Annotated in this window: 15 protein-coding genes; 9 read left to right on the top strand and 6 right to left on the bottom strand. The window is 46.4% G+C overall.

The features are described from left to right. Positions 1-139 precede the first annotated feature (139 nt). From MHB64_RS07315 to MHB64_RS07305, 3 genes are read left to right on the top strand one after another with little or no spacing between them, the layout of a single operon-like run. Positions 140-1,087, top strand: coding sequence for an iron-hydroxamate ABC transporter substrate-binding protein (locus MHB64_RS07315; protein ID WP_341134061.1), 948 nt, complete (start codon positions 140-142; stop codon positions 1,085-1,087). 5 nt (positions 1,088-1,092) lie between these two features. After that, positions 1,093-2,100 carry a FecCD family ABC transporter permease gene (locus tag MHB64_RS07310; RefSeq protein WP_341134060.1) on the top strand — a complete coding sequence of 336 codons (1,008 nt, stop codon included), beginning with the start codon at positions 1,093-1,095 and terminating at the stop codon, positions 2,098-2,100. Then, a complete protein-coding gene (locus tag MHB64_RS07305; protein ID WP_094872244.1) occupies positions 2,097-3,104 on the top strand; it encodes a FecCD family ABC transporter permease in 1,008 nt (335 codons plus the stop codon). Before MHB64_RS07310 ends, MHB64_RS07305 begins: the two co-directional genes overlap by 4 nt. A gap of 189 nt (positions 3,105-3,293) precedes the next feature. On the opposite strand, the gene MHB64_RS07300 is transcribed toward MHB64_RS07305, so the two are convergent. From MHB64_RS07300 to MHB64_RS07290, 3 genes are read right to left on the bottom strand one after another with little or no spacing between them, the layout of a single operon-like run. Beyond that, on the bottom strand, positions 3,294-3,992 hold the full coding sequence (locus MHB64_RS07300; protein WP_341134059.1) for an SDR family oxidoreductase: 699 nt from the start codon (positions 3,990-3,992) through the stop codon (positions 3,294-3,296). Positions 3,993-3,994: 2 nt separating this feature from the next. Beyond that, a complete protein-coding gene (locus MHB64_RS07295) occupies positions 3,995-4,462 on the bottom strand; it encodes a VOC family protein (RefSeq protein WP_094872241.1) in 468 nt (155 codons plus the stop codon). Between the two features lie 58 nt (positions 4,463-4,520). Further along, on the bottom strand, positions 4,521-4,643 hold the full coding sequence (locus tag MHB64_RS07290) for a hypothetical protein (protein ID WP_341134058.1): 123 nt from the start codon (positions 4,641-4,643) through the stop codon (positions 4,521-4,523). Positions 4,644-4,768: 125 nt separating this feature from the next. On the opposite strand from MHB64_RS07290, the gene MHB64_RS07285 reads away from it, so the two are divergent. Together MHB64_RS07285 and MHB64_RS07280 are read left to right on the top strand one after the other, a co-directional pair. Continuing rightward, on the top strand, positions 4,769-5,650 hold the full coding sequence (locus MHB64_RS07285; protein WP_094872239.1) for a carbohydrate ABC transporter permease: 882 nt from the start codon (positions 4,769-4,771) through the stop codon (positions 5,648-5,650). Further along, positions 5,650-6,489, top strand: a complete 840-nt coding sequence (locus tag MHB64_RS07280) for a carbohydrate ABC transporter permease (RefSeq protein ID WP_076284347.1) — start codon at positions 5,650-5,652, stop codon at positions 6,487-6,489. The genes MHB64_RS07285 and MHB64_RS07280 overlap by 1 nt, the downstream gene beginning before the upstream one ends. Here the strand turns inward: MHB64_RS07280 and MHB64_RS07275 are convergent. Continuing rightward, a complete protein-coding gene (locus MHB64_RS07275) occupies positions 6,486-6,635 on the bottom strand; it encodes a hypothetical protein (protein WP_341136142.1) in 150 nt (49 codons plus the stop codon). The genes MHB64_RS07280 and MHB64_RS07275 overlap by 4 nt on opposite strands. Here MHB64_RS07275 and MHB64_RS07270 point away from each other — a divergent pair. Next, entirely contained in the window at positions 6,630-7,793 is a 1,164-nt protein-coding gene (locus tag MHB64_RS07270; RefSeq protein WP_445671603.1) for an ABC transporter substrate-binding protein, read from the top strand. The genes MHB64_RS07275 and MHB64_RS07270 overlap by 6 nt on opposite strands. 68 nt (positions 7,794-7,861) lie before the next feature. Here MHB64_RS07270 and MHB64_RS07265 read toward each other — a convergent pair whose 3' ends face one another. After that, a complete protein-coding gene (locus MHB64_RS07265) occupies positions 7,862-8,443 on the bottom strand; it encodes a TetR/AcrR family transcriptional regulator (RefSeq protein WP_094872235.1) in 582 nt (193 codons plus the stop codon). Between the two features lie 294 nt (positions 8,444-8,737). Here MHB64_RS07265 and MHB64_RS07260 point away from each other — a divergent pair, with 294 nt between their 5' ends. The 3 genes from MHB64_RS07260 (at position 8,738) to MHB64_RS07250 (ending at position 13,451) form a co-directional block, all read left to right on the top strand. Continuing rightward, positions 8,738-10,180 (top strand): DHA2 family efflux MFS transporter permease subunit, encoded by a 1,443-nt coding sequence (locus MHB64_RS07260; protein ID WP_256989924.1) that lies wholly within the window; start codon positions 8,738-8,740, stop codon positions 10,178-10,180. Positions 10,181-10,437: 257 nt separating this feature from the next. Continuing rightward, positions 10,438-11,055 carry a TetR/AcrR family transcriptional regulator gene (locus MHB64_RS07255; RefSeq protein WP_094872232.1) on the top strand — a complete coding sequence of 206 codons (618 nt, stop codon included), beginning with the start codon at positions 10,438-10,440 and terminating at the stop codon, positions 11,053-11,055. A gap of 29 nt (positions 11,056-11,084) precedes the next feature. Beyond that, positions 11,085-13,451 (top strand): MMPL family transporter, encoded by a 2,367-nt coding sequence (locus MHB64_RS07250; RefSeq protein WP_341134057.1) that lies wholly within the window; start codon positions 11,085-11,087, stop codon positions 13,449-13,451. A gap of 381 nt (positions 13,452-13,832) precedes the next feature. On the opposite strand, the gene MHB64_RS07245 is transcribed toward MHB64_RS07250, so the two are convergent. Beyond that, positions 13,833-18,380 (bottom strand): endo-1,4-beta-xylanase, encoded by a 4,548-nt coding sequence (locus MHB64_RS07245; protein WP_341134056.1) that lies wholly within the window; start codon positions 18,378-18,380, stop codon positions 13,833-13,835. Between the last annotated feature and the right edge of the window lie 439 nt (positions 18,381-18,819).

Here is an 18,819-nt window from a genome sequence, read left to right as displayed (position 1 = left end):
GGCACATAAGGGATCCCTATAATGATTACAAATGCGAATGATTCTCATAATCACTCTAAAGCATAGGCTGAAGATTGATTTACACGGTTTGAATTGTTCAAAGTAACACTGCCATACAAAAAAAGGGGAGAATGATTTAATGAGAAAGATATTTATTCCGTTTGTACTTATTATGGGGATTGCACTCAGTGCTTGTGGGGGAAATCAGGCGAAGAATGATGCTAGTCCTACAAACAGCCCATCTTCTACTCCTGCTGCGGAGTCAGAAAGTGCGACTTTTATTTATCAATCCGAAGACGGACCTGTTGAGGTTCCAACACATCCTCAGCGTGTCGTTGTACTCACCCGTTTTTTAACAGGGAATGTCATGGCACTTGGTGTACCTGTTGTAGGTGTAGACGAAATGTCCAAAACCAATCCACGCTTTGAAGAACAGCTAAAAGACGTAGAAGCGGTTAGCGATGAAAGCCTGGAGAAAATCATTGAACTGCAGCCGGATTTGATCATCGGGCTCTCCGATATTAAGAATATCGATAAATTCAAGCAAATCGCACCGACCGTTACTTATACTTATAATAAAGTGGATTACTTAACCCAACAGCTGGAAGTCGGCAAATTGGTAAATAAAGAAAAAGAAGCTCAGGCTTGGGTCGATGATTTTAGTGCCCGTACCAAAAAAGCGGGTGAAGAAATCAGAGCGAAGATCGGTGATAATGCCACTGTCTCTGTTATTGAGACCTTTAATAAGCAATTGTATGTATACGGGTATAACTTTGGCCGCGGAACTGAACTCCTCTATGGGGACTTCAAGCTTGGCATGCCAGAAACAGTAAAGGAAAGCACCAAAACAGATGGATTCTTTGCTGTCTCGACAGAAGTGCTGAAGGATTATCTGGGCGATTACGTTATTTTCAGTAAAAATGCGGATGAGGACAATTCCTTCCAGAATACAGAAATCTACAAGAGCATCCCTGCTGTCAAAAATAATCATGTCTACGAAGCTGATGCAAAAGCATTCTATTTTAACGATCCACTTAGCCTTGAGTACCAGTTGGAATTCTTTGAACAACAATTTCTTGGAAAATAAAGATAATGACTACGAAGCAAACTTCCATTTCATTTTTATATAAGCTGCTTGGTAGCGTGCTGGTAATGGTTATATGCCTCGTGATTGCTATGCTATTCGGGGCTAAAGAAACCACTTTCAATGATCTGTGGCTCGCCATCACCTCAAATTCAAAAGCAGACAATGTCCTTATTCTGCGTGAGATCCGGCTGCCTCGCGAACTCGCCGCCATGCTGATCGGTGCGGCCTTTGCCGTATCCGGTGCTATCATGCAGGGGGTTACACGCAATCCATTAGCCGACCCAGGCCTGCTCGGTCTGACCTCGGGCGCGAATATGGCGCTGGCTCTTACGTTTGTATTTCTGCCGGGACTGAATTATTTTGGTACCATGATCGCTTGTTTCTTTGGCGCTGCCCTAGGAGCCGTGCTAGTGCTTGTTCTCGGTTCTGTTCGCCAAGGTGGCTTCTCTCCGATTCGAATCGTACTCGCCGGTGCAGCGGTATCTGCCTTTCTGTATGCTATCGCAAGTGGCGTAAGCATTGCCTTCAAAATATCCAAGGATGTATCCATGTGGACAGCGGGTGGATTGATTGGCACAACCTGGGGCCAGCTTCAGGCTATCGCACCTGTGATCCTCATCGGCATCGTGGTCGCATTATTTTTTTCAAACCAGTTAACCATTCTTAGCTTAAGTGACGAGGTAGCCATCGGTTTAGGCCAAAACCTAGCTTTGGTTAAAGGGATTCTATTCACTCTTATTATTCTGCTGACTGGAGCATCGGTCGCTCTAATTGGGGATATGGCTTTTGTGGGGCTGATGATTCCGCATATTGTCCGTAAGATTGTCGGTACCGATTACCGGTATATATTGCCGATCTCGATCTTTACAGGTGCATCGTTCATGCTTCTCGCGGATACAATTGGACGGACAATCCATGCACCTTATGAGACGCCAGTGGTCGCCGTAGTAGCTATGCTTGGGCTACCTTTCTTCTTGTTTGTTGTTCGGAAAGGAGGTAAAACACTCTCATGATTTCCTCTGCTCCCGTACGAAAGCAACGTATTATCCTATGTGTATGCAGCGGATTGATTCTGCTGACAGCAATCGTCAGCATGGGAATCGGATATTCTTCTCTATCTTTTGACAGACTGCTTCCGGTTCTATTCGGGCATGGAACCTTTAAAGAGGACTTTGTATTATTCTCTGTAAGATTGCCGCGGATTCTGATTACATTGCTGGCAGGTATGGCCTTGGCGTTATCCGGTTCCATTCTGCAAAGCGTTACACGAAACGATCTAGCCGACCCCGGTATTATTGGTATCAACTCCGGTGCAGGTGTGGCAGTCGCTGCTTTCTTTCTCTTTTTCCCGGTTAGCGCCGGATCATTCATTTATGCGCTGCCGCTGGTTGCTTTCATAGGGGCATTACTTACGGCAGCGTTAATCTATCTTTTTTCATATAGTCGGACTAAGGGGCTTGACCCTGTTCGGTTAGTGCTTGTTGGGGTAGGGTTCTCCCTAGCGCTGTCTGGCGTTATGATCGTGATCATTTCCTCCGCGGATCGTGCCAAGGTAGATTTTATTGCTAAATGGATCGCGGGGAATATATGGGGTACAGATTGGCCATTCATCTGGGCTTTACTGCCTTGGTTGATCTTACTAGTTCCCTTTACCCTGTACAAATCGCAGCGACTCAACCTGCTCAGCCTAAGTGAAGTATCTGCCATTGGTGTCGGGCTGAATCTCGAACGTGAACGTATCGTTCTGATTCTCACGGCAGTTGCAGCTTCAGCCTCCGCAGTTTCTGTCACAGGTGGGATCGCCTTCATCGGACTGATGGCTCCACATATTGCGAAATCGCTAGTCGGCCCGCGTAATCAGATGTTTATTCCCGTCGCTGTGTTGTTGGGCGGCTGGCTACTTCTGATCGCGGACACCGTTGGCCGCAATCTCGTCGATCCTGACGGTATTCCGGCAGGAATCATGGTGTCGCTAATCGGCGTACCTTATTTCGCTTATTTATTGCTTAAGAAATAAGCATTTGTTTAGACAAAAAAACCTCGGCACATTTACCGAGGTTCTTTCTACTGCCACTCCTATTTATATAGGCTGAATAAAAGATTATAACGAATAGCGAGAAGGATCGGAGGGGAAGTTTGGAACTGTAGCAACGTAGTGACCGCCTTTGTCATCAGATTTCAACCGAGAAGAGCGGTATCTAATCAGCTAAATCTTCATATCCTTACCCGTATAATCTACAAACATGAAATGACCTTCCCGTGTAGTTCGCTTCTCGATCAGGTCTAGGATTCCCTCGGCACTATGATTAGGATTTGTTGGTGCCTCTGGCCCGCCCATATCCGTTTGCATCCAGCCGGGATGCACGCTGAGCACTTGAATCCCGCGTTCTTTTACATACACATGCAGCTGCTGTGAGAACATATTGAGCGCCGTTTTGGAAATGCCATAAGGATAGTCGTTCGGGTAAGCATTCGTTATACTTCCTGCTTCCGACGATATATTGATGATCGAGCATTCGGGTTCCGTGAGTAACGGCAAGAAATGCTTAACCACTCGCATTGGTCCATACAGATTAATATCCATCGTTGTGAGCATATCTTGGAAATCCAATACTTCAATCGATGTATCCCGGGCGCTGAGCACCGCCGCATTATTAATAATGGCACCGAGCGAGCGTCCTTGCTCTTGTAGACTCGCAGCAAGTGCCGCGATTCCCGTCTCGTCCGTCACGTCCAGCGCAGCGATGGTAAGCTTATCTCCATAGGTTTCAGCAAGCTGGGATAACGCTGTTTGTTCCTGAGCGGGACGGCGAACCCCGGCAATAACTCCATGACCACGCTTCAGCGCTTCAGCCGCCAGCTCATAACCTAGTCCACGTCCTGCACCGGTAATAATAATATTCATAATTACTCCTCCCCGTTATCCTTATCGTTCTCTAGCAGCTCCACAATCACCTTTAACTCCTTGAAAGTGTCCATATAAGCATAACGCCCACCGGTATACTCACCCTTTTGCTGAAGTGGGAAGCCTTTGCCTTCTAGCAGCATTATCTTTTCTTTCATTCCTTCAACCACAAAAGCAATATGATGAGGTCCCTCACCATGCTCATTCAAGTAATCGCGCCACGTACTCGGCTCATGATCCGGTTCAATCAATTCCAGCTGCAAAGAGCCCATATCAAAAAAAGCCAGCTTAGCCCGCGCCTGCGTCGCCACGCCATTATGCCGTGTCTGTGCAACATCTTCTGTATCTGTAACGATAATTTCCGGCTTTTTGAGTCCAAAAAACTCGGCATATGCCGTACTTACCTTTTCAACATCATTCACTAATATTCCAATCTGCGTAACAAAATGATTGCCTAGCCATCCTGACATGCGTATCAACCTCCTATTAGTCTGACAAGTCCACCATACCGATTCTTTGAAAGGGCTGTCAAGCCCGAAAAGAAATCGCTCCGAGCCAGTGAAAATAAAGCCCAGCCACTTTCGGCGCTATCAGTGGCATTTTCGCCTCTCTTTTCTCCAAATCGACCACTTTCAGCGCTATCAAAGGCATTTTCGCCTCTCCGATACCGTAACTGGTTAAGATTACTTTGTGCGTGATATTACTTTTTGTTTCGCTTAATCACCAATCCGGTTATAGAATGAAAAGTTTACATTAACAAAAAGGGGTGAGGAACGATGGACCATAGAAAAAGATCACGCCTGATGCAGCAGTTTATTTTTGTCGGGCCGACTTCCTTGTTTTTCTTTATGATTGTGCTGATTCCTTTCTTTTTAGGACTCTATTATTCATTTACCAGCTGGAACGGAATCTCGCGTCATGTGGAGTGGGCCGGACTCCGGAACTATCTACATATATTCACGAAGGACCCTTCCTTTCTTCATTCATTCTGGTTCACAGCGAAGTTCACTTTATTTGGCCTGGTGCTGACCAATCTGCTCGGCTTCGCACTCGCTTATGTACTGACCCGTAAGCTGTTCACGCGTAATGTCCTGAGAACGGTATTTTTTGTCCCTCATGTCATTGGTGGACTTTTGCTCGGGTTCATTTGGCAGTTTATTTTTGTAAGAGGATTCTCCTCGATTGGACAGGCTACGGGCTGGTCCTTCTTTAATCTTCCGTGGCTGGGCACCGGAGGGACAGCCTTCTGGGCGATAGTGATCGTATTTGTCTGGCAAAATGCAGGGTACCTAATGGTCATCTACATTTCTGCAATCAACAACGTTCCCAAAAGCCTGCTTGAAGCCTCAAAAGTGGATGGCGCCGGACGCTTTCAGGCTCTACGCCATGTCATCATCCCGCTGGTTATGCCGGCTGTAACCGTTTGTCTGTTCCTTTCTATCTCCTGGTCGTTTAAGCTGTTCGACCTTAACCTGTCGCTGACCAAGGGTGGTCCCTTCAAAGCTACCGAATCTGTAGCGTTGAATATTTACAATGAGGCCTACACTATTAGCCGATTTGGGATGGGCTCAGCGAAAGCGATGATTTTCTTCGTCATTGTGGCCTTGATCTCCCTGCTACAGGTTAGAGCAACTAAGAAAAGAGAGGTGGAGCTGTAATGGAGACTACCGCCAAGAAATTCAATGTGCCCCTGCTTCTCGTCGAAGTGATTGTGATCCTGCTGGGCCTTCTATTCCTAGTACCGTTTTACTTTCTGCTAGCTAACTCGGTTAAAAGCTATAGTGAGATTCTTTCGGATTCCGCTGCGCTGCCCTCCGTATTCCAGTGGAGCAACTACGCCGAAGCTTGGAAAGCCATTAATTTTCCTCGTGCCTTCCTAAACTCTTTTATTATCACGGTGATTAGTAATATTCTGCTAGCGTTCCTCTGCTCTATGTGCGCTTACAAAATGGTCCGCAATAACAGCTTATATAACCGCATACTTTATATTGCCTTAGTGGCCGCTATGGTTATTCCATTTCAGGCGATCATGATCCCGCTGGTGCAAGTCGTTAGCGGTCTGGGCGTCATGGATTCAACCGCAGGTTTGATTTTAGCGTACCTTGGATTTGGCGCCCCTATGACTGTATTTCTGTTCCATGGCTTCGTCAAATCGGTACCTCTTGATATTGAGGAGGCTTCGAGAGTAGATGGCAACAGTCCTTATGGTACCTTTTTCCGGATTGTGCTTCCGCTCATGCAGCCGATTATTGTCACTGTCATTATTCTGAATACCCTGTGGATCTGGAACGATTACTTAATGCCTTCGCTTATTCTGCAGGACCCGGTGCTTCGCACCATTCCCATCGCCACTTATAGCTTCTTCGGACAATATACGAAACAGTGGGATTTGGCGCTTCCGGGACTTGTGCTCGGGATTACGCCTGTGGTCATTTTTTTCCTAGCGATGCAAAAATATATTATTGAAGGCATTGCCCAAGGCTCCGTAAAGGGCTAACGATACATGTTATTTTCAGCCAGAGAGGATGAATGAATATGAGAACCAAACGTGGAATTCTCCTCGCATGCTCCCTGCTGCTGGCTGCCCTGACAGCCGGCTGCGGAGATAACAGCGACAATGCGAATGGAGTTAAAACCGTGCATATCTACCAGTTCAAGGTTGAAATATCTGAAGCGCTTGCTTCGCTTAAGACTGAATTTGAGAAGGAACACCCCAATATTAAGCTGGAGGTCCAAAGCGTCGGTGGCGGGACCGATTACGGCGCCTCCCTACGCGCCAAGTTCTCATCTGGAGATGAACCGGATATCTTCACCATCGGCGGCAACAATGAACGTGATATGTGGCTGGAATATCTGGAGGACCTGAGCGGCGAAGCTTGGGTCAAGGATGTAAAGCCACTTGCAGCAGAACAAATGACCATCGATGGCAAGCTCTATGGCATGCCGATGAATCTGGAAGGATACGGCTTCATCTATAATAAGGACCTATTTAAAAAGGCCGGCATCACCGAGAAGCCATTGACGCTAACCGCTCTGCGCGAAGCCTCAGAGAAATTGAAGGCGGCTGGCATCACACCTTTTGCGAATGGCTACCAGGAATGGTTCGTGCTTGGCAATCATAATGTGAACGTACCTTTCGCCCAGCAGCCTGATCCGGAGGCATTCATCGCCGGACTTACAGACGGCTCCAAAACCTTCGCCGGAGACCCTATTTTCTCCAAGTGGATCGATCTACTCGACCTTACTGTAGAGTACGGCAATAAGAACCCTCTCTCGACAGACTATAATACCCAAGTCACTATGCTAGCGAGCGGAGAAGCCGCAATGATGCAGCAGGGCAACTGGACGCAAGGACAGATCGATGGTATCGATCCTAATCTAAATTTGGGTATCCTGCCGATGCCCATTGATGACACCCCCGAAGACAACGACAAGCTGTATGTAGGCGTGCCAAGTAATTGGGTGATCAATAAAAACTCCCCCGTTAAGCAGGAAGCCAAGGTCTTCCTGGATTGGCTGGTCACCTCCGAGACTGGGAAAAAGTATATCACTAAGGAATTCCAGTTCATCCCTGCGCTCGACAGCATTAAGGGCACCGAAGAAGATCTTGGAGCGCTGGGCGCCGAAGTGTTAGCCTATACCGATAAGGATCAAGCACTAACCTGGAACTGGACCCGTCTGCCGAACGGGATGCCACAGGAATTATCCAGCAGCATTCAAGGCTATCTCGGTGGAAAGCTGACGAAAGAAGGCATGCTGAAGGAATTTCAAGTGAACTGGGATAATCTCAGTGTGCAGTGAGTAACCCGCTCTGCACATCAAAAGCCGCGCAATGATGCGCGGCTTTTCCTTTGATCGCATTCATTTGACTAGTTAGCACGCAGCATACTTATTTGTCTGGCAAGATACACTGGCGTATAGGGCATGTCATCTCGAAGCCAAGAAATAACCGTGCCAATTAAGGCTGCAGAACCGTACCAAACGGCAATGTCCTTCTGTATGGGCATCTTGGAATGATCAGCCGCACCCTCCTTTTTCTCCTGGTGTGCAGAAATGATTTCCGCCATCAAGTCAAACAGTCGATCAGTAAAAATCGGGCTCCGTTTCGATGTGAGTATAACTTTGTAGAATTTTGCATTTTCCGCAATATGCTTTAGCAGACTCTCAAGTATTCTTAAATTCTCTTCTTCAACCGATTCGTGATCATTATCTTCGTTGTTCACTACTTGTAGAATGTCCTCCACCATTTCATCCGCCATCTTTTCTAACATATCCGGCAGGTCCCGGTAATGCAGATAAAAAGTAACCCGATTGATTTTAGCCCGCTCTGCAATACGGTTTACTGATATTTTCTCAATATCCATTTCCTCAAGCAATTCAATCACAGCATCTCTAAGCAATTGACGTGTACGAAGTACCCGTGGATCTGTACGTTGCGATGTGTTATTCATCCTACTCTCTCCAATCTTTTACATTCATATCGTAAACTACAATTTTTAATAAATTGTTGTTTTTTCATGAGAAAACACTACAAATTTAAAATAAATGTAAACTATTTTACATTTTTTCGCAAATCGTTGCTTGATTACATGAAAATTTCATTTATAATCTAATTCATGCATTGTAAACTATACAACACACTGTAAATTTAGTCCATGATCGACGATTTGAAAGGATGGAGTGGAGTGAGTACAAAGACAGAAGTAACAAGCAGTTCCGTAAAAAAGGGACCCATCTTATTCATTATGATTTTGGGCGCCTTTCTTGCAACACTGAATCAAACGGTAATGAGCGTTGCCGTTCCGGAGTTAATGCATGATTTTAATATCACGGCTGCTACCGCTCAGTGGCTCACAACAGGCTATATGCTGATTAATGGGGTTCTGATCCCAATTACAGCATATTTGATGCAACGGTTTACGACGCGAGAGCTTTTTCAAGCATCCATGTTTATATTTTTGGCTGGAACGATCGTTTCGGCTCTCGCAACTAACTTCCCTATTCTACTGACCGGTCGTATGATTCAGGCAGCTGGTGCCGGGATTATCATGCCACTGCTCACGAATGTCATCTTGACCCTGTTCCCTCCGGAAAAGAGAGGGGCGGCCATGGGGATGGTAGGGTTAGCCATTATTTTTGCGCCTGCCATTGGACCTACTCTAGCCGGATATATTTTGGAGCATTATTCTTGGGAAACTATGTTCTATGGCATGATTCCTTTGACCGTTATTGTAATTATCTGCGGATTTATTTATTTAAAAAATGTATCGGAGCGCATCTTTCCCAAGTTGGATATTGTTAGCGTAATTCTTTCTACGATTGGTTTTGGAACCTTGCTGTATGGCTTCAGCCGCGCTGCAAGCGCAGGCTGGTCAAGCGCGGAAGTGCTGTTGTCTTTGGGCCTGGGTGTCCTTTCCCTTGGCTTGTTTACTTGGAAACAGCTAGCTTCCCAGAACCCGCTACTTGATCTTCGAGCCTTCAAATACAGTATGTTTTCCTTAACGACTGTCATCAGTATCGCAGTTACCATCGTGATGTATGCAGATATGATGCTGTTGCCTCTGTATCTGCAGAATGCCCGTGGCTTTACAGCGATGGAATCCGGCTTGCTGCTGCTTCCTGGTGCACTCATTATGGGTTTACTAATGCCGATAACCGGGAAGCTGTTCGACCGGTTCGGGGCAAAATGGCTTGCCATCATCGGTCTACTCATTACAATTGCAACTACGCTAAGCTTTGTGAACTTAACGGACTCAACCAGTTATATGTATCTGGTCTATATGTCAACAGGACGCCGGATCGGGATGGCTCTGCTCCTGATGCCTATCCAAACTTTAGGGCTAAATCAATTGCCTTCCAAGCTTAGTGCGCACGGTACAGCGATCTCGAATACCATTCGACAAGTGGCTGGCGCCGTGGGGACTTCCCTACTCGTCACCGTAATGACGAGTCGTACCACAACGCATATGAAGGATATGCTAGCCTCCGGTAGCACACAAAACGGAACACAGGAACATATGATTATGGAGGCTTCCATCCAAGGTATCAATGATTCCTATCTAGTCATTGTTGGTATCGGCATTCTCGGCCTGCTGCTCTCTTTCTTCATTAAACGTGTTGGGCAAGCGCCTGATCTTGAGCAAGAACCCGAAGTGAAGCTCAAAAAGATCATCGCCAAAGAAGCTTAATATATAAAAGCAAATAGCACTATTTAAAGTAAATTGCAAAAGAGATCAGCAATGTTAATCATTGCTGATCTCTTTTTAGTCTGACAACTACCCTGCTTACAACCTCGGACGGTTCACTATCCTGTATCCTGAATATAACCTCCACTCGTTTCTTAAAAATTGCCCATTGCGCAATTTTGCCCTTTGGGCAATAATATAAAAATAGAAAATAGAGCACAGAATATCCTCTGTACTTAAGAAAGGAGATCGCATAGAATTTGAACCCCAAACAGACGCTGCGCGACAAAAAAAAAGAAGCTACTGCCTATGCCTTAGCCAAATCTGCCTTCGAGCTTGCGCTTGAACTAGGGATGGACGGCTTCATCGTCGACGACGTTGTCCAGAAAGCCGGCTACTCCCGGCGGACCTTTGCCAACTACTTCTCATGCAAAGAGGAGGCGGTAGCCGCATATTTTATCAGCAACTCTTCAAGAGAGGGTCAGAGCAAGCTATTCGAGGACCTGCCACCAGATGCAACACCGCTGGATGCTCTGTATAAATTGTTCAAGCTGCAGTTCACTTCCGAGTTTCTGTATCAATTGCGGCAATTCGTATCGCTGGCTAATCAATATCAGTCACTGGAGCCTTATATCCTCAGCGTATTCCGCCGCCTGCAGATTGCCGCGCAGGAAGTGCTCGAACAGTTCACTCATGGGCGCTATGCCGACGGATATACACATCTTCTCGCTGGTGCCGTTTACGGAGCGTTCGTGCCGATTCTGGATGGACGTCTGAATGTCATGCTACCAGGTGAAGCGCAGGATGAACACTCCGATGCCATATCGTTCGACCAATATCTAAATTCAATGTTCACTTATTTACGAAAAGGTTTCTAATTTAGAGATACAAAGGAGAAAACCATAATATGTCTACATTTCTGTACCGATTGGGTAAATCTGCATATACCAAGCCCTGGTATTTTCTTACGGTCTGGATTCTGATTCTTGGTGTTATAGGCGCATTGCTTGGTGTCAATGGTATCCAGTCCAGCTCGGAAATGAAAATTGAAGGCACTGAATCGCAAAAAGTACTGGATATGCTGGTCAAGGAGCTTCCAGCGGCTGCTGGCGGTCAGGCGAGCGTTGCCTTCACCGCGCCTGATGGAGAACGGCTAGATACGCCGGAGAGATCAGCAGTGATTCTGAAGGCTATAAATGATGTCTACAGCATGGATTATATCATCAATCCTGCTGAACTGGCCGCGCAAGCCGCGGCGGCTGCGGGTCAAGCTGCAGGAGCAGACCCATCTGCAGCTGCCGGTGGCCAGACTGCCACTTCGGACCCTTCGGCGGCGGGTCAGACAGACGCTGCGGGTCAAGCTACTGCTGCAGCTCAGGCCGCTCCTTACGGGCCACTAATCGTTGATGGTGCTCCGGTTCCCGGCGTCATGCTGTCTGCCGACGGCAGCATCGCCCTGTTCCAATTCCAGTTCACGGTTCAGCAGACATCTCTCCCCTCTTCTGTACCAGATAACGTTATTAAGGCTGTAACCGAGGTGGAGCAGGCAGGCTCCGGGATCACAGCCATTCCGAGTGATTCGCTCAAAAGCACACCGTCCATCGGATCTACGGAAGCGATCGGCGTAGCCGTCGCAGCAGTTGTGCTGTTTATTACACTCGGTTCGATTGTTGCAGCCGGACTGCCGCTGATTACCGCTCTCCTTGGCGTCGCGATTAGCGTCGGCGGTGCTTTTGCTCTTTCGAATATTGTGCACATGAATGACATTACACCCATTCTCGCAGTCATGATCGGTCTGGCTGTCGGTATCGACTACTCTTTATTTATCGTGAACCGGCAGCGGCGGTTAATTCTCGATGAGAATTTAAGTGCCAAGGAAGCAGCAAGCCGAGCGGTCGGCACCGCCGGCAGTGCAGTATTCTTCGCCGGACTGACCGTCATCATCGCCCTTTGCGGCATGTTGGTCATCGGCATCGGCTTCTTGTCAACCATGGCTCTCGTTGCTGCTGTCAGCGTTCTGATCACTGTTCTGTTGGCGCTTACCCTGCTGCCTGCACTGCTGGGTCTGGTAGGCGAACGGATCTGCACTGTCAAGGCACGTTCAAAGAACGTAGCTTCCGCGGGCAAAGCCCGCCACGGGTTCTCACACCGCTGGGCGAACGCTACGGTAAAATACCGCTGGGCTATCATTGTTCTAGTGGTCTTCGTTCTTGGCACAGCGGCGATTCCAGTCACCAAAATGGAGTTAGGTATTCCTTCTGGCGCTTCAGCAAATCTGGACACTCCAGCACGCCAGAGCTATGACATCATCTCCAAGGGCTTCGGCGAAGGGTTCAACGGTCCGCTACTCCTTGTGGCCCAGCCAAACAACCCGTCCGACAAGATTTCAATGCAGACACTTGGCAAGCTGGTTCAAGAGCTGCAAATGCATGATAACGTCACGCTAGTGTCCCCAATGGGCGTCAACGCGACCGGAGATATTGCTATTATCAGTCTGATTCCTAAAACCGGCCCTACAGATACAAAAACGAGAGATTTGGTGCAGGATCTGCGCAATCCCGCTTCCAGCCTCGCATCAGCAAATGATGTAACGCTTGGCGTGACCGGTTTCACTGCGATTAATATCGATATGTCTTCTAAGCTATCCGACGCGTTTCCCTTGTATATTGGCATCATCGTAATCCTATCACTAATTATTCTATTACTCGTTTTCCGGTCAGTCATCGTTCCGATCAAGGCGACGGTAGGCTTTATTCTCAGCATCCTCGCTACTTTTGGCCTAACCACGGCCGTCTACCAGTGGGGATGGCTGCACTCTCTGTTTGGTTTTGACACAGGAGGCCCACTGCTCAGCTTTATGCCAATTCTGGTCACCGGCATTCTGTACGGACTGGCGATGGATTATCAGGTATTCCTCGTCAGCTCCATGCGTGAGGCTTACGTCCATGGACGTCATGGCAACGACAGTGTCGTTCACGGTTACGATCTCGCCAGCCGCGTCGTACTTGCCGCAGGCGTAATCATGGTTTCCGTCTTCGCTGGCTTCATCTTCGCACCTGATGCGATGATCAAGCAGATCGGATTTGCGCTGGCTTTCGGCATCCTGATCGATGCTTTCATCATCCGAATGACGCTCGTTCCGGCGGTAATGGCCGTCTTCGGCGACAAAGCCTGGTGGCTTCCGAAATGGCTAGACCGTTTGCTTCCGAACCTCGATGTCGAGGGTGATAAGCTAATTGCCATGCTCAATGCCAAGGGAGAAGGTAAGAAATAAGAAGTGGAAAGCCTTTAGACAGTCTCCCCAAAATTTTGAAGAGCATGACCCTGCGAACTACCTGCAGGGTCTGCTTTACTTTTTACGTCTTTATGGTTCTGCCTGTGTCTGAAATCTTCTCTATATTGATCGACGAACAAATTAACCTATCGGGTGAGTTGGTTTCTGTTAGTATAAATTTATAGCTTACGGAGCACATATTGTTGTACTTTCCACAGATTCTCGTTGCCTCCTTTCTGGCATAGCCATATCCCTTGTCCTATACATATACAAGAACAGCGATTCTCCAAGGATGGGAGAATCGCTGTTTTGTGTCGTTAACGTTTTTTTTTGATATTTCTTGCTACCAAATTATAAAGGCGTCTTCTTTCTAAGCTGAGCTTACAGCTTCCAGATGCGGTACAAGATCACTCCTGCTTCAGCACGGGTAAGCGTGTCGTTAGGCGAAATTCTACCATTCTTACCGTTCACAATCCCGAATTTGATCAACAAGGATGCACTGTCTTTCGCGTAGCTGGAGATACTTGCTTCATCGAGATAAGCAATTAAAGCGCCGCTCGCCTTGACTTGCTTGCCGGATACCGCCAGTGCCCGTGCGGTCAGCACCATCATATCTTGACGAGAGATTTCACTGTATGGTCGGAACGTATCATCTTCAAAGCCTGTGGCAATTCCCAGTTCCTTCGCGATAACTAGTTCATCATAATAATAGTCTGTCTTTTGAACATCGCTGAACATCGCTGAACTATTGCCCGTTCCCTTCAGTTCAAGCACTCTGACAAGAAGAGCAATGAAATCTGCCCGCTTTATAGAATCTGCAGGTGAGAAATTATTCATGCTCGTTCCTTGGATGACATTGCGAGCTGCCATAACATCTATGGCTTGTTTTGCCCAAGTTACGCTCTGCAGGTCTCCGAAGTTTTTATTTACAAAGGTTACTGCATAAATGCTGAAGTGGGTCGTTTGAAATACAACCGTTTGGGTTGCAGCATCATATCGACCATTCGGAACCGGAGCTACGTTGCCTTTATCATCGATGTACCAAACAACGATTAAATCCGGATTACTTAGTTCCTCCGCTGTCGGTGTATACGGAATGGATACCGTGACAGGAGCTTTAGGGTTATTCCATGGAATGACTTTATCGCCTGATACAACACTTAGATCAATAACCGGACGGTTGCCGATCAAATTTCGATTGTATGCATTCAAGCTGTCCGTTGAAACCGTACTTATACGTATAGTTACTTGCTCAGCATTATCAGTTACGTTGGACAGCATATTGCTTGGAATTCGGATTGTAGCATTTTCCGTCTTAAGCAATAGCTCATAGTTTTCTTTCCCCATCAAGCTTTGGGTAGGAAATTGTATATCATACAATTTCGCATCCGTTTGCTTAGGCACTTCGATTATGATTTGTTTCTTGCCGTTAGCTGCTGGACTAGCTTGGTCAAGCGCTTTTTTCAAATTGTCGCTGGAGATCGTGCCTATCGCACGCCCGTTAACGGATTTCACCTCCGGTGTAATCGTAACAACACCATCTTTGTATGCAATGGCTGCAGGCTGTGGAGTTGTTACTGCACTGCCAATGTTGCTACTACCAGTTGGTTCTTTGGTTGGCGCTGGTGTTGCTGTAGGAACAGTAGTCGGAGTTGCTGATGGTTCCGTCGGATCTGTTGGATCTGTTGGGCTCGTCGGTGTTGGTGTTGGTGTCGGTGTTGGTGTTGGTGTTGGTTCCGAACCCGCAGATTTACCCTTGAGGGTAAGCACACCATACACAGATGTGTCCATATATCCAGTACCTGTCGTATCATTCCAAGCCGCAACACTTTGACGTGAGCCGTCTTTTGCATCATTGATTTGTACATCGAAACCAAGCTTTGTATCATCATCCGGAGTTATGCCTTGAAGTGGAATCTTCACTTCAACCGTATAGTTTGTTCCGGAAATGTGAGTTGCCGATTCGAAGCCAGCTGCGATACTTAAAGGATTAAATGAAGTCTCATTATCAAAGTTAATTCTGTACTGTCCATCATCTTCTTGGTAGAAGGTTGTTTTCCCGTTGTTTTTGTCCAAGAAGATTTCAACCGAATCCTGTTCATATGCATTCACACTGCTCTTATCAAGCTGCGTATCGCTAACTTGAATCAGGACATATAGATTTTCATCATCCCAGAGCGCTTTGGCCACTCCACTCGCTCCCTGCCAAGCTGTTTGATAACGGTTGATCGGGATTTCAGCGGTTTGGCTCCAGATCTCGTCAACTGTTCCGTCTATGACAGGTGTTGCGAATTTGACAGTAGAATGATTAGCTTCCACCGATTCAGGCTCATGCTCTTCAATGAAGGTATCAGGATCGATAACGCCATAGTAAGCTGGTTTAGCTTGCAGATTCTTATCAAACAGGAGCGGATTGGAGGAAGCTCTCCAACTTGTGTTATCATCCATTCCCCAGAAGGTAACACGTGTGATATGGTCCCTGTGAGCTCTGAAGACTTCTAGCAACTGCGCATACAGATAACCCTGTGCATTAGCAAGCTTCTCCGAAAGCTGATAGTTGCTTCCCGCCTGAATGTCCAGCTCGGTGATGCTTACTTCGACTCCCAAGGAAATGAACTTTTCCAAGGAAAGCTTCACATTCTCAGGGTTCGTATTGATATTATAGTGCGCCTGCATGCCGACACCGTCGATTAGCAGTTTACCAGGGTGAGTCAGCGCATACCTATCATTAATTTCTTTGACCATACTGTAGATGGCTTGTGCTTTATTCTGATTATCTTCGTTATAATCATTGTAATAGAGTTTAATATCCCAATCAGGATTCGCGTCTAATATTTCTCTTGCTGCCAGGAATGCCTGCTCTACGTAATCTGCTCCAATAGCACTTTTCCATGGGGCGGATCGCAGTGCAGTTTTCCAATCCGTTGGGTTAGATGGATTATCGCTCATCGCCTCATTAACAACATCCCAGGAGATCACCTTATCGCCAAAATGCTCCATAACATTTTTGATATGGGTTCTCAAATTTCCGAGCGCTTCATCGCGCCCCAAAGGGATCGTGTTGTTTTCTGCATCTGTTGTTGTATTCATCCATGCAGGTGATTGCTGATGCCACACCAGGACATGTCCATGCATCTGCATTCCCTCCGCCAGCACTTTATCTACAAGCGCATCTGCACCGGTGAACGTGAAGTTCCCCTTCGTAGGCTGCAACGCATCCGGCTTCATGGCATTTCCTGCCGTAGCGACATTATGATGCATTTTTAGAAGTTCAAGTCTGACACCTGCCAAATCCTCCGCCGATATTGCGTTTCCAATCAAAAAATCATTTGCATAAGCATCTTTAATCGGAATTAGATCTTTTTGAATGCCAACCGGACCCGATCCTGTTTTTTCAAAGCTGATATCGTCAATGTAGAAGGATGCGGTGCTGTTGCTGGAGCTTTCCACATAAAGGGTCAAATACTCACTGCTTACATTGTTATAGCGGTATGTTCCCTCGAACTGAACCCAGCCATCACTTGCACTGATGGTTTTAGGTGCGAGCGAAACATAATTGGCACTGCTTCCATTGCCAATCTGAGTAGACAACTGGAGCTGCGAGCTTGCGGGATCGATCAACTTAACCCAGAACGAAACTTTATACTCGTAGCCTTTGTCCACATATTTCTCCACACGTAATGATGGTCCATGCCAAGTACCTGTTCTTCCTTCTACCTTCAAAGCGTATGAACCATCATTCGTATGATTCGCTTCTTTGGTAACTGTAAGTGTTTCAGTACCTGCTCTGCCTTCAAAGCCACCTGTCGTTTGATCCTCAAAAGTAATTGTAGTAAAAGGTAAAGCTGGATCTCTAGGTATTTCTGGCGTTGGTGATGGTGTCGGCTCTGCTGTCACCTTTTCTGTAACCAACACATCGCCGATATAGAACGGAACTGTTTTCCCGACATCGTTGGATTGAACACGAATTTTCGTATCTTTGTTCGTATCCACAGTGAATTTGCCAGTCAAGGTGATCGCTTTGCCTGTTACATAATCCACATTTGCCAAAAGGGCATAACTGCCTATTGCTTGTATATAAGCTTGTGCACCGCTAGGAACAGTCACATCAGGATCAACGTATACTGTTGCGGTCACCGTGTAGGTTTTACCATTTTCCAGGCCTATGTCGCTAAATGTAAAATCAGCCGCATCCCAGTCATTTGTTCTATTGCTAACATATAATGCGGCACCATCAGCATTACCAGCAAAAACCTTACCTGTTACAGGTGTTAGAGCAGCGCTGCCTGATTGTGTGGCTAAACCCTTACCACTTGCAAAAGTTTCGTGATAAATTTCTTTATCCGTTTCTGTGACTGCTTTTTTTGCCGTGATGAGGATATCCCCAATGTAAAACGGCACGGCCTCACCAATCTCATTGGATTGAATTCGCAGCGTCGTATCTTTACTCGTGTCCACAGTGAGTTCTTTCGTCAGAGTGATCGCTTTTCCAGCTTCATAATTCACGCTTGCCAAAAGACCATAACTATTTATAGTTTGAAGATAAGCTTGTGCACCAGTAGGTACAACCACATCAGCGTCAACATAAACAGATGCGGACACCAAGTAGGTTTTACCGTTCTCTAAGCCCATGTCGCTAAACTTGAAATCAGCTGCGTCGTAGTTATTTTTTCTATTGCCAACATATAAAGCAGCACCGTCAGCATTTCCGTCAAAAACCTTACCGGTGACAGGGGTGAGACTAGCACCACCTGATTGACCTGCAACACCTATACCGTTCACAAAGGTTTCGTGATATACCGTTACCGTATCTGATGACGTTGTCGTATCCTGCGCCGTAGCTTTCGTAATCGGAGCTAACCAACCTGATGGAATAAGCAAAACAGCTGCGAGTAAAATCGAGATGACTTGTCTAAACATTCTATTCATTTGTCGCATTCCTCCTCAAGTTATTTTTCAAAGTGATTAATTACCTAAACCCTCTAGAAGCTGCCCTTAAAAATTGATATTAGAGATCCACCTCCATTTGTAACCGCTTACATGTGTGCTTACACCATTTTACATCTCGGACGCAATTGACAACTATACTAATACTAAAGGTGTTACCCCCCATAATCATAGGAAAACAACACGCAAGATCTAGGAATTCCCTATGTCTTCCCATGTAATAAGACTTCTTCATAGGTAATCCAATATTATTCATTAAAAAGATTTCACAATATGGACGATTACGAATGATCTTTTTTTAGATATGCGCATACTAAGCTCCATATTTTGAAACTTGCTTCAAGTTGAATCGTAAGTTTGAAGATAGGTCCTGAAGTCTACTGATTCGACGAACTGATATACCATACTTGTATAAAACACG

Source organism: Paenibacillus sp. FSL K6-2859, assembly GCF_038008265.1.
GTDB lineage: Bacteria > Bacillota > Bacilli > Paenibacillales > Paenibacillaceae > Paenibacillus_AQ > Paenibacillus_AQ nitricinens.
This window is presented reverse-complemented; position numbering and strand designations above follow the sequence as displayed.

Excerpts from the sequence above, each read along its gene's own strand:
- MHB64_RS07315 (WP_341134061.1), top strand. The coding sequence starts at position 140 with ATGAGAAAGATATTTATTCCGTTTGTACTTATTATGGGGATTGCACTC.
- MHB64_RS07310 (WP_341134060.1), top strand. The coding sequence starts at position 1,093 with ATGACTACGAAGCAAACTTCCATTTCATTTTTATATAAGCTGCTTGGT.
- MHB64_RS07305 (WP_094872244.1), top strand. The coding sequence starts at position 2,097 with ATGATTTCCTCTGCTCCCGTACGAAAGCAACGTATTATCCTATGTGTA.
- MHB64_RS07300 (WP_341134059.1), bottom strand. The coding sequence starts at position 3,992 with ATGAATATTATTATTACCGGTGCAGGACGTGGACTAGGTTATGAGCTG.
- MHB64_RS07295 (WP_094872241.1), bottom strand. The coding sequence starts at position 4,462 with ATGTCAGGATGGCTAGGCAATCATTTTGTTACGCAGATTGGAATATTA.
- MHB64_RS07290 (WP_341134058.1), bottom strand. The coding sequence starts at position 4,643 with ATGCCTTTGATAGCGCTGAAAGTGGTCGATTTGGAGAAAAGAGAGGCG.
- MHB64_RS07285 (WP_094872239.1), top strand. The coding sequence starts at position 4,769 with ATGGACCATAGAAAAAGATCACGCCTGATGCAGCAGTTTATTTTTGTC.
- MHB64_RS07280 (WP_076284347.1), top strand. The coding sequence starts at position 5,650 with ATGGAGACTACCGCCAAGAAATTCAATGTGCCCCTGCTTCTCGTCGAA.
- MHB64_RS07275 (WP_341136142.1), bottom strand. The coding sequence starts at position 6,635 with ATGCACGGTTTTAACTCCATTCGCATTGTCGCTGTTATCTCCGCAGCC.
- MHB64_RS07265 (WP_094872235.1), bottom strand. The coding sequence starts at position 8,443 with ATGAATAACACATCGCAACGTACAGATCCACGGGTACTTCGTACACGT.
- MHB64_RS07260 (WP_256989924.1), top strand. The coding sequence starts at position 8,738 with ATGATTTTGGGCGCCTTTCTTGCAACACTGAATCAAACGGTAATGAGC.
- MHB64_RS07250 (WP_341134057.1), top strand. The coding sequence starts at position 11,085 with ATGTCTACATTTCTGTACCGATTGGGTAAATCTGCATATACCAAGCCC.
- MHB64_RS07245 (WP_341134056.1), bottom strand. The coding sequence starts at position 18,380 with ATGAATAGAATGTTTAGACAAGTCATCTCGATTTTACTCGCAGCTGTT.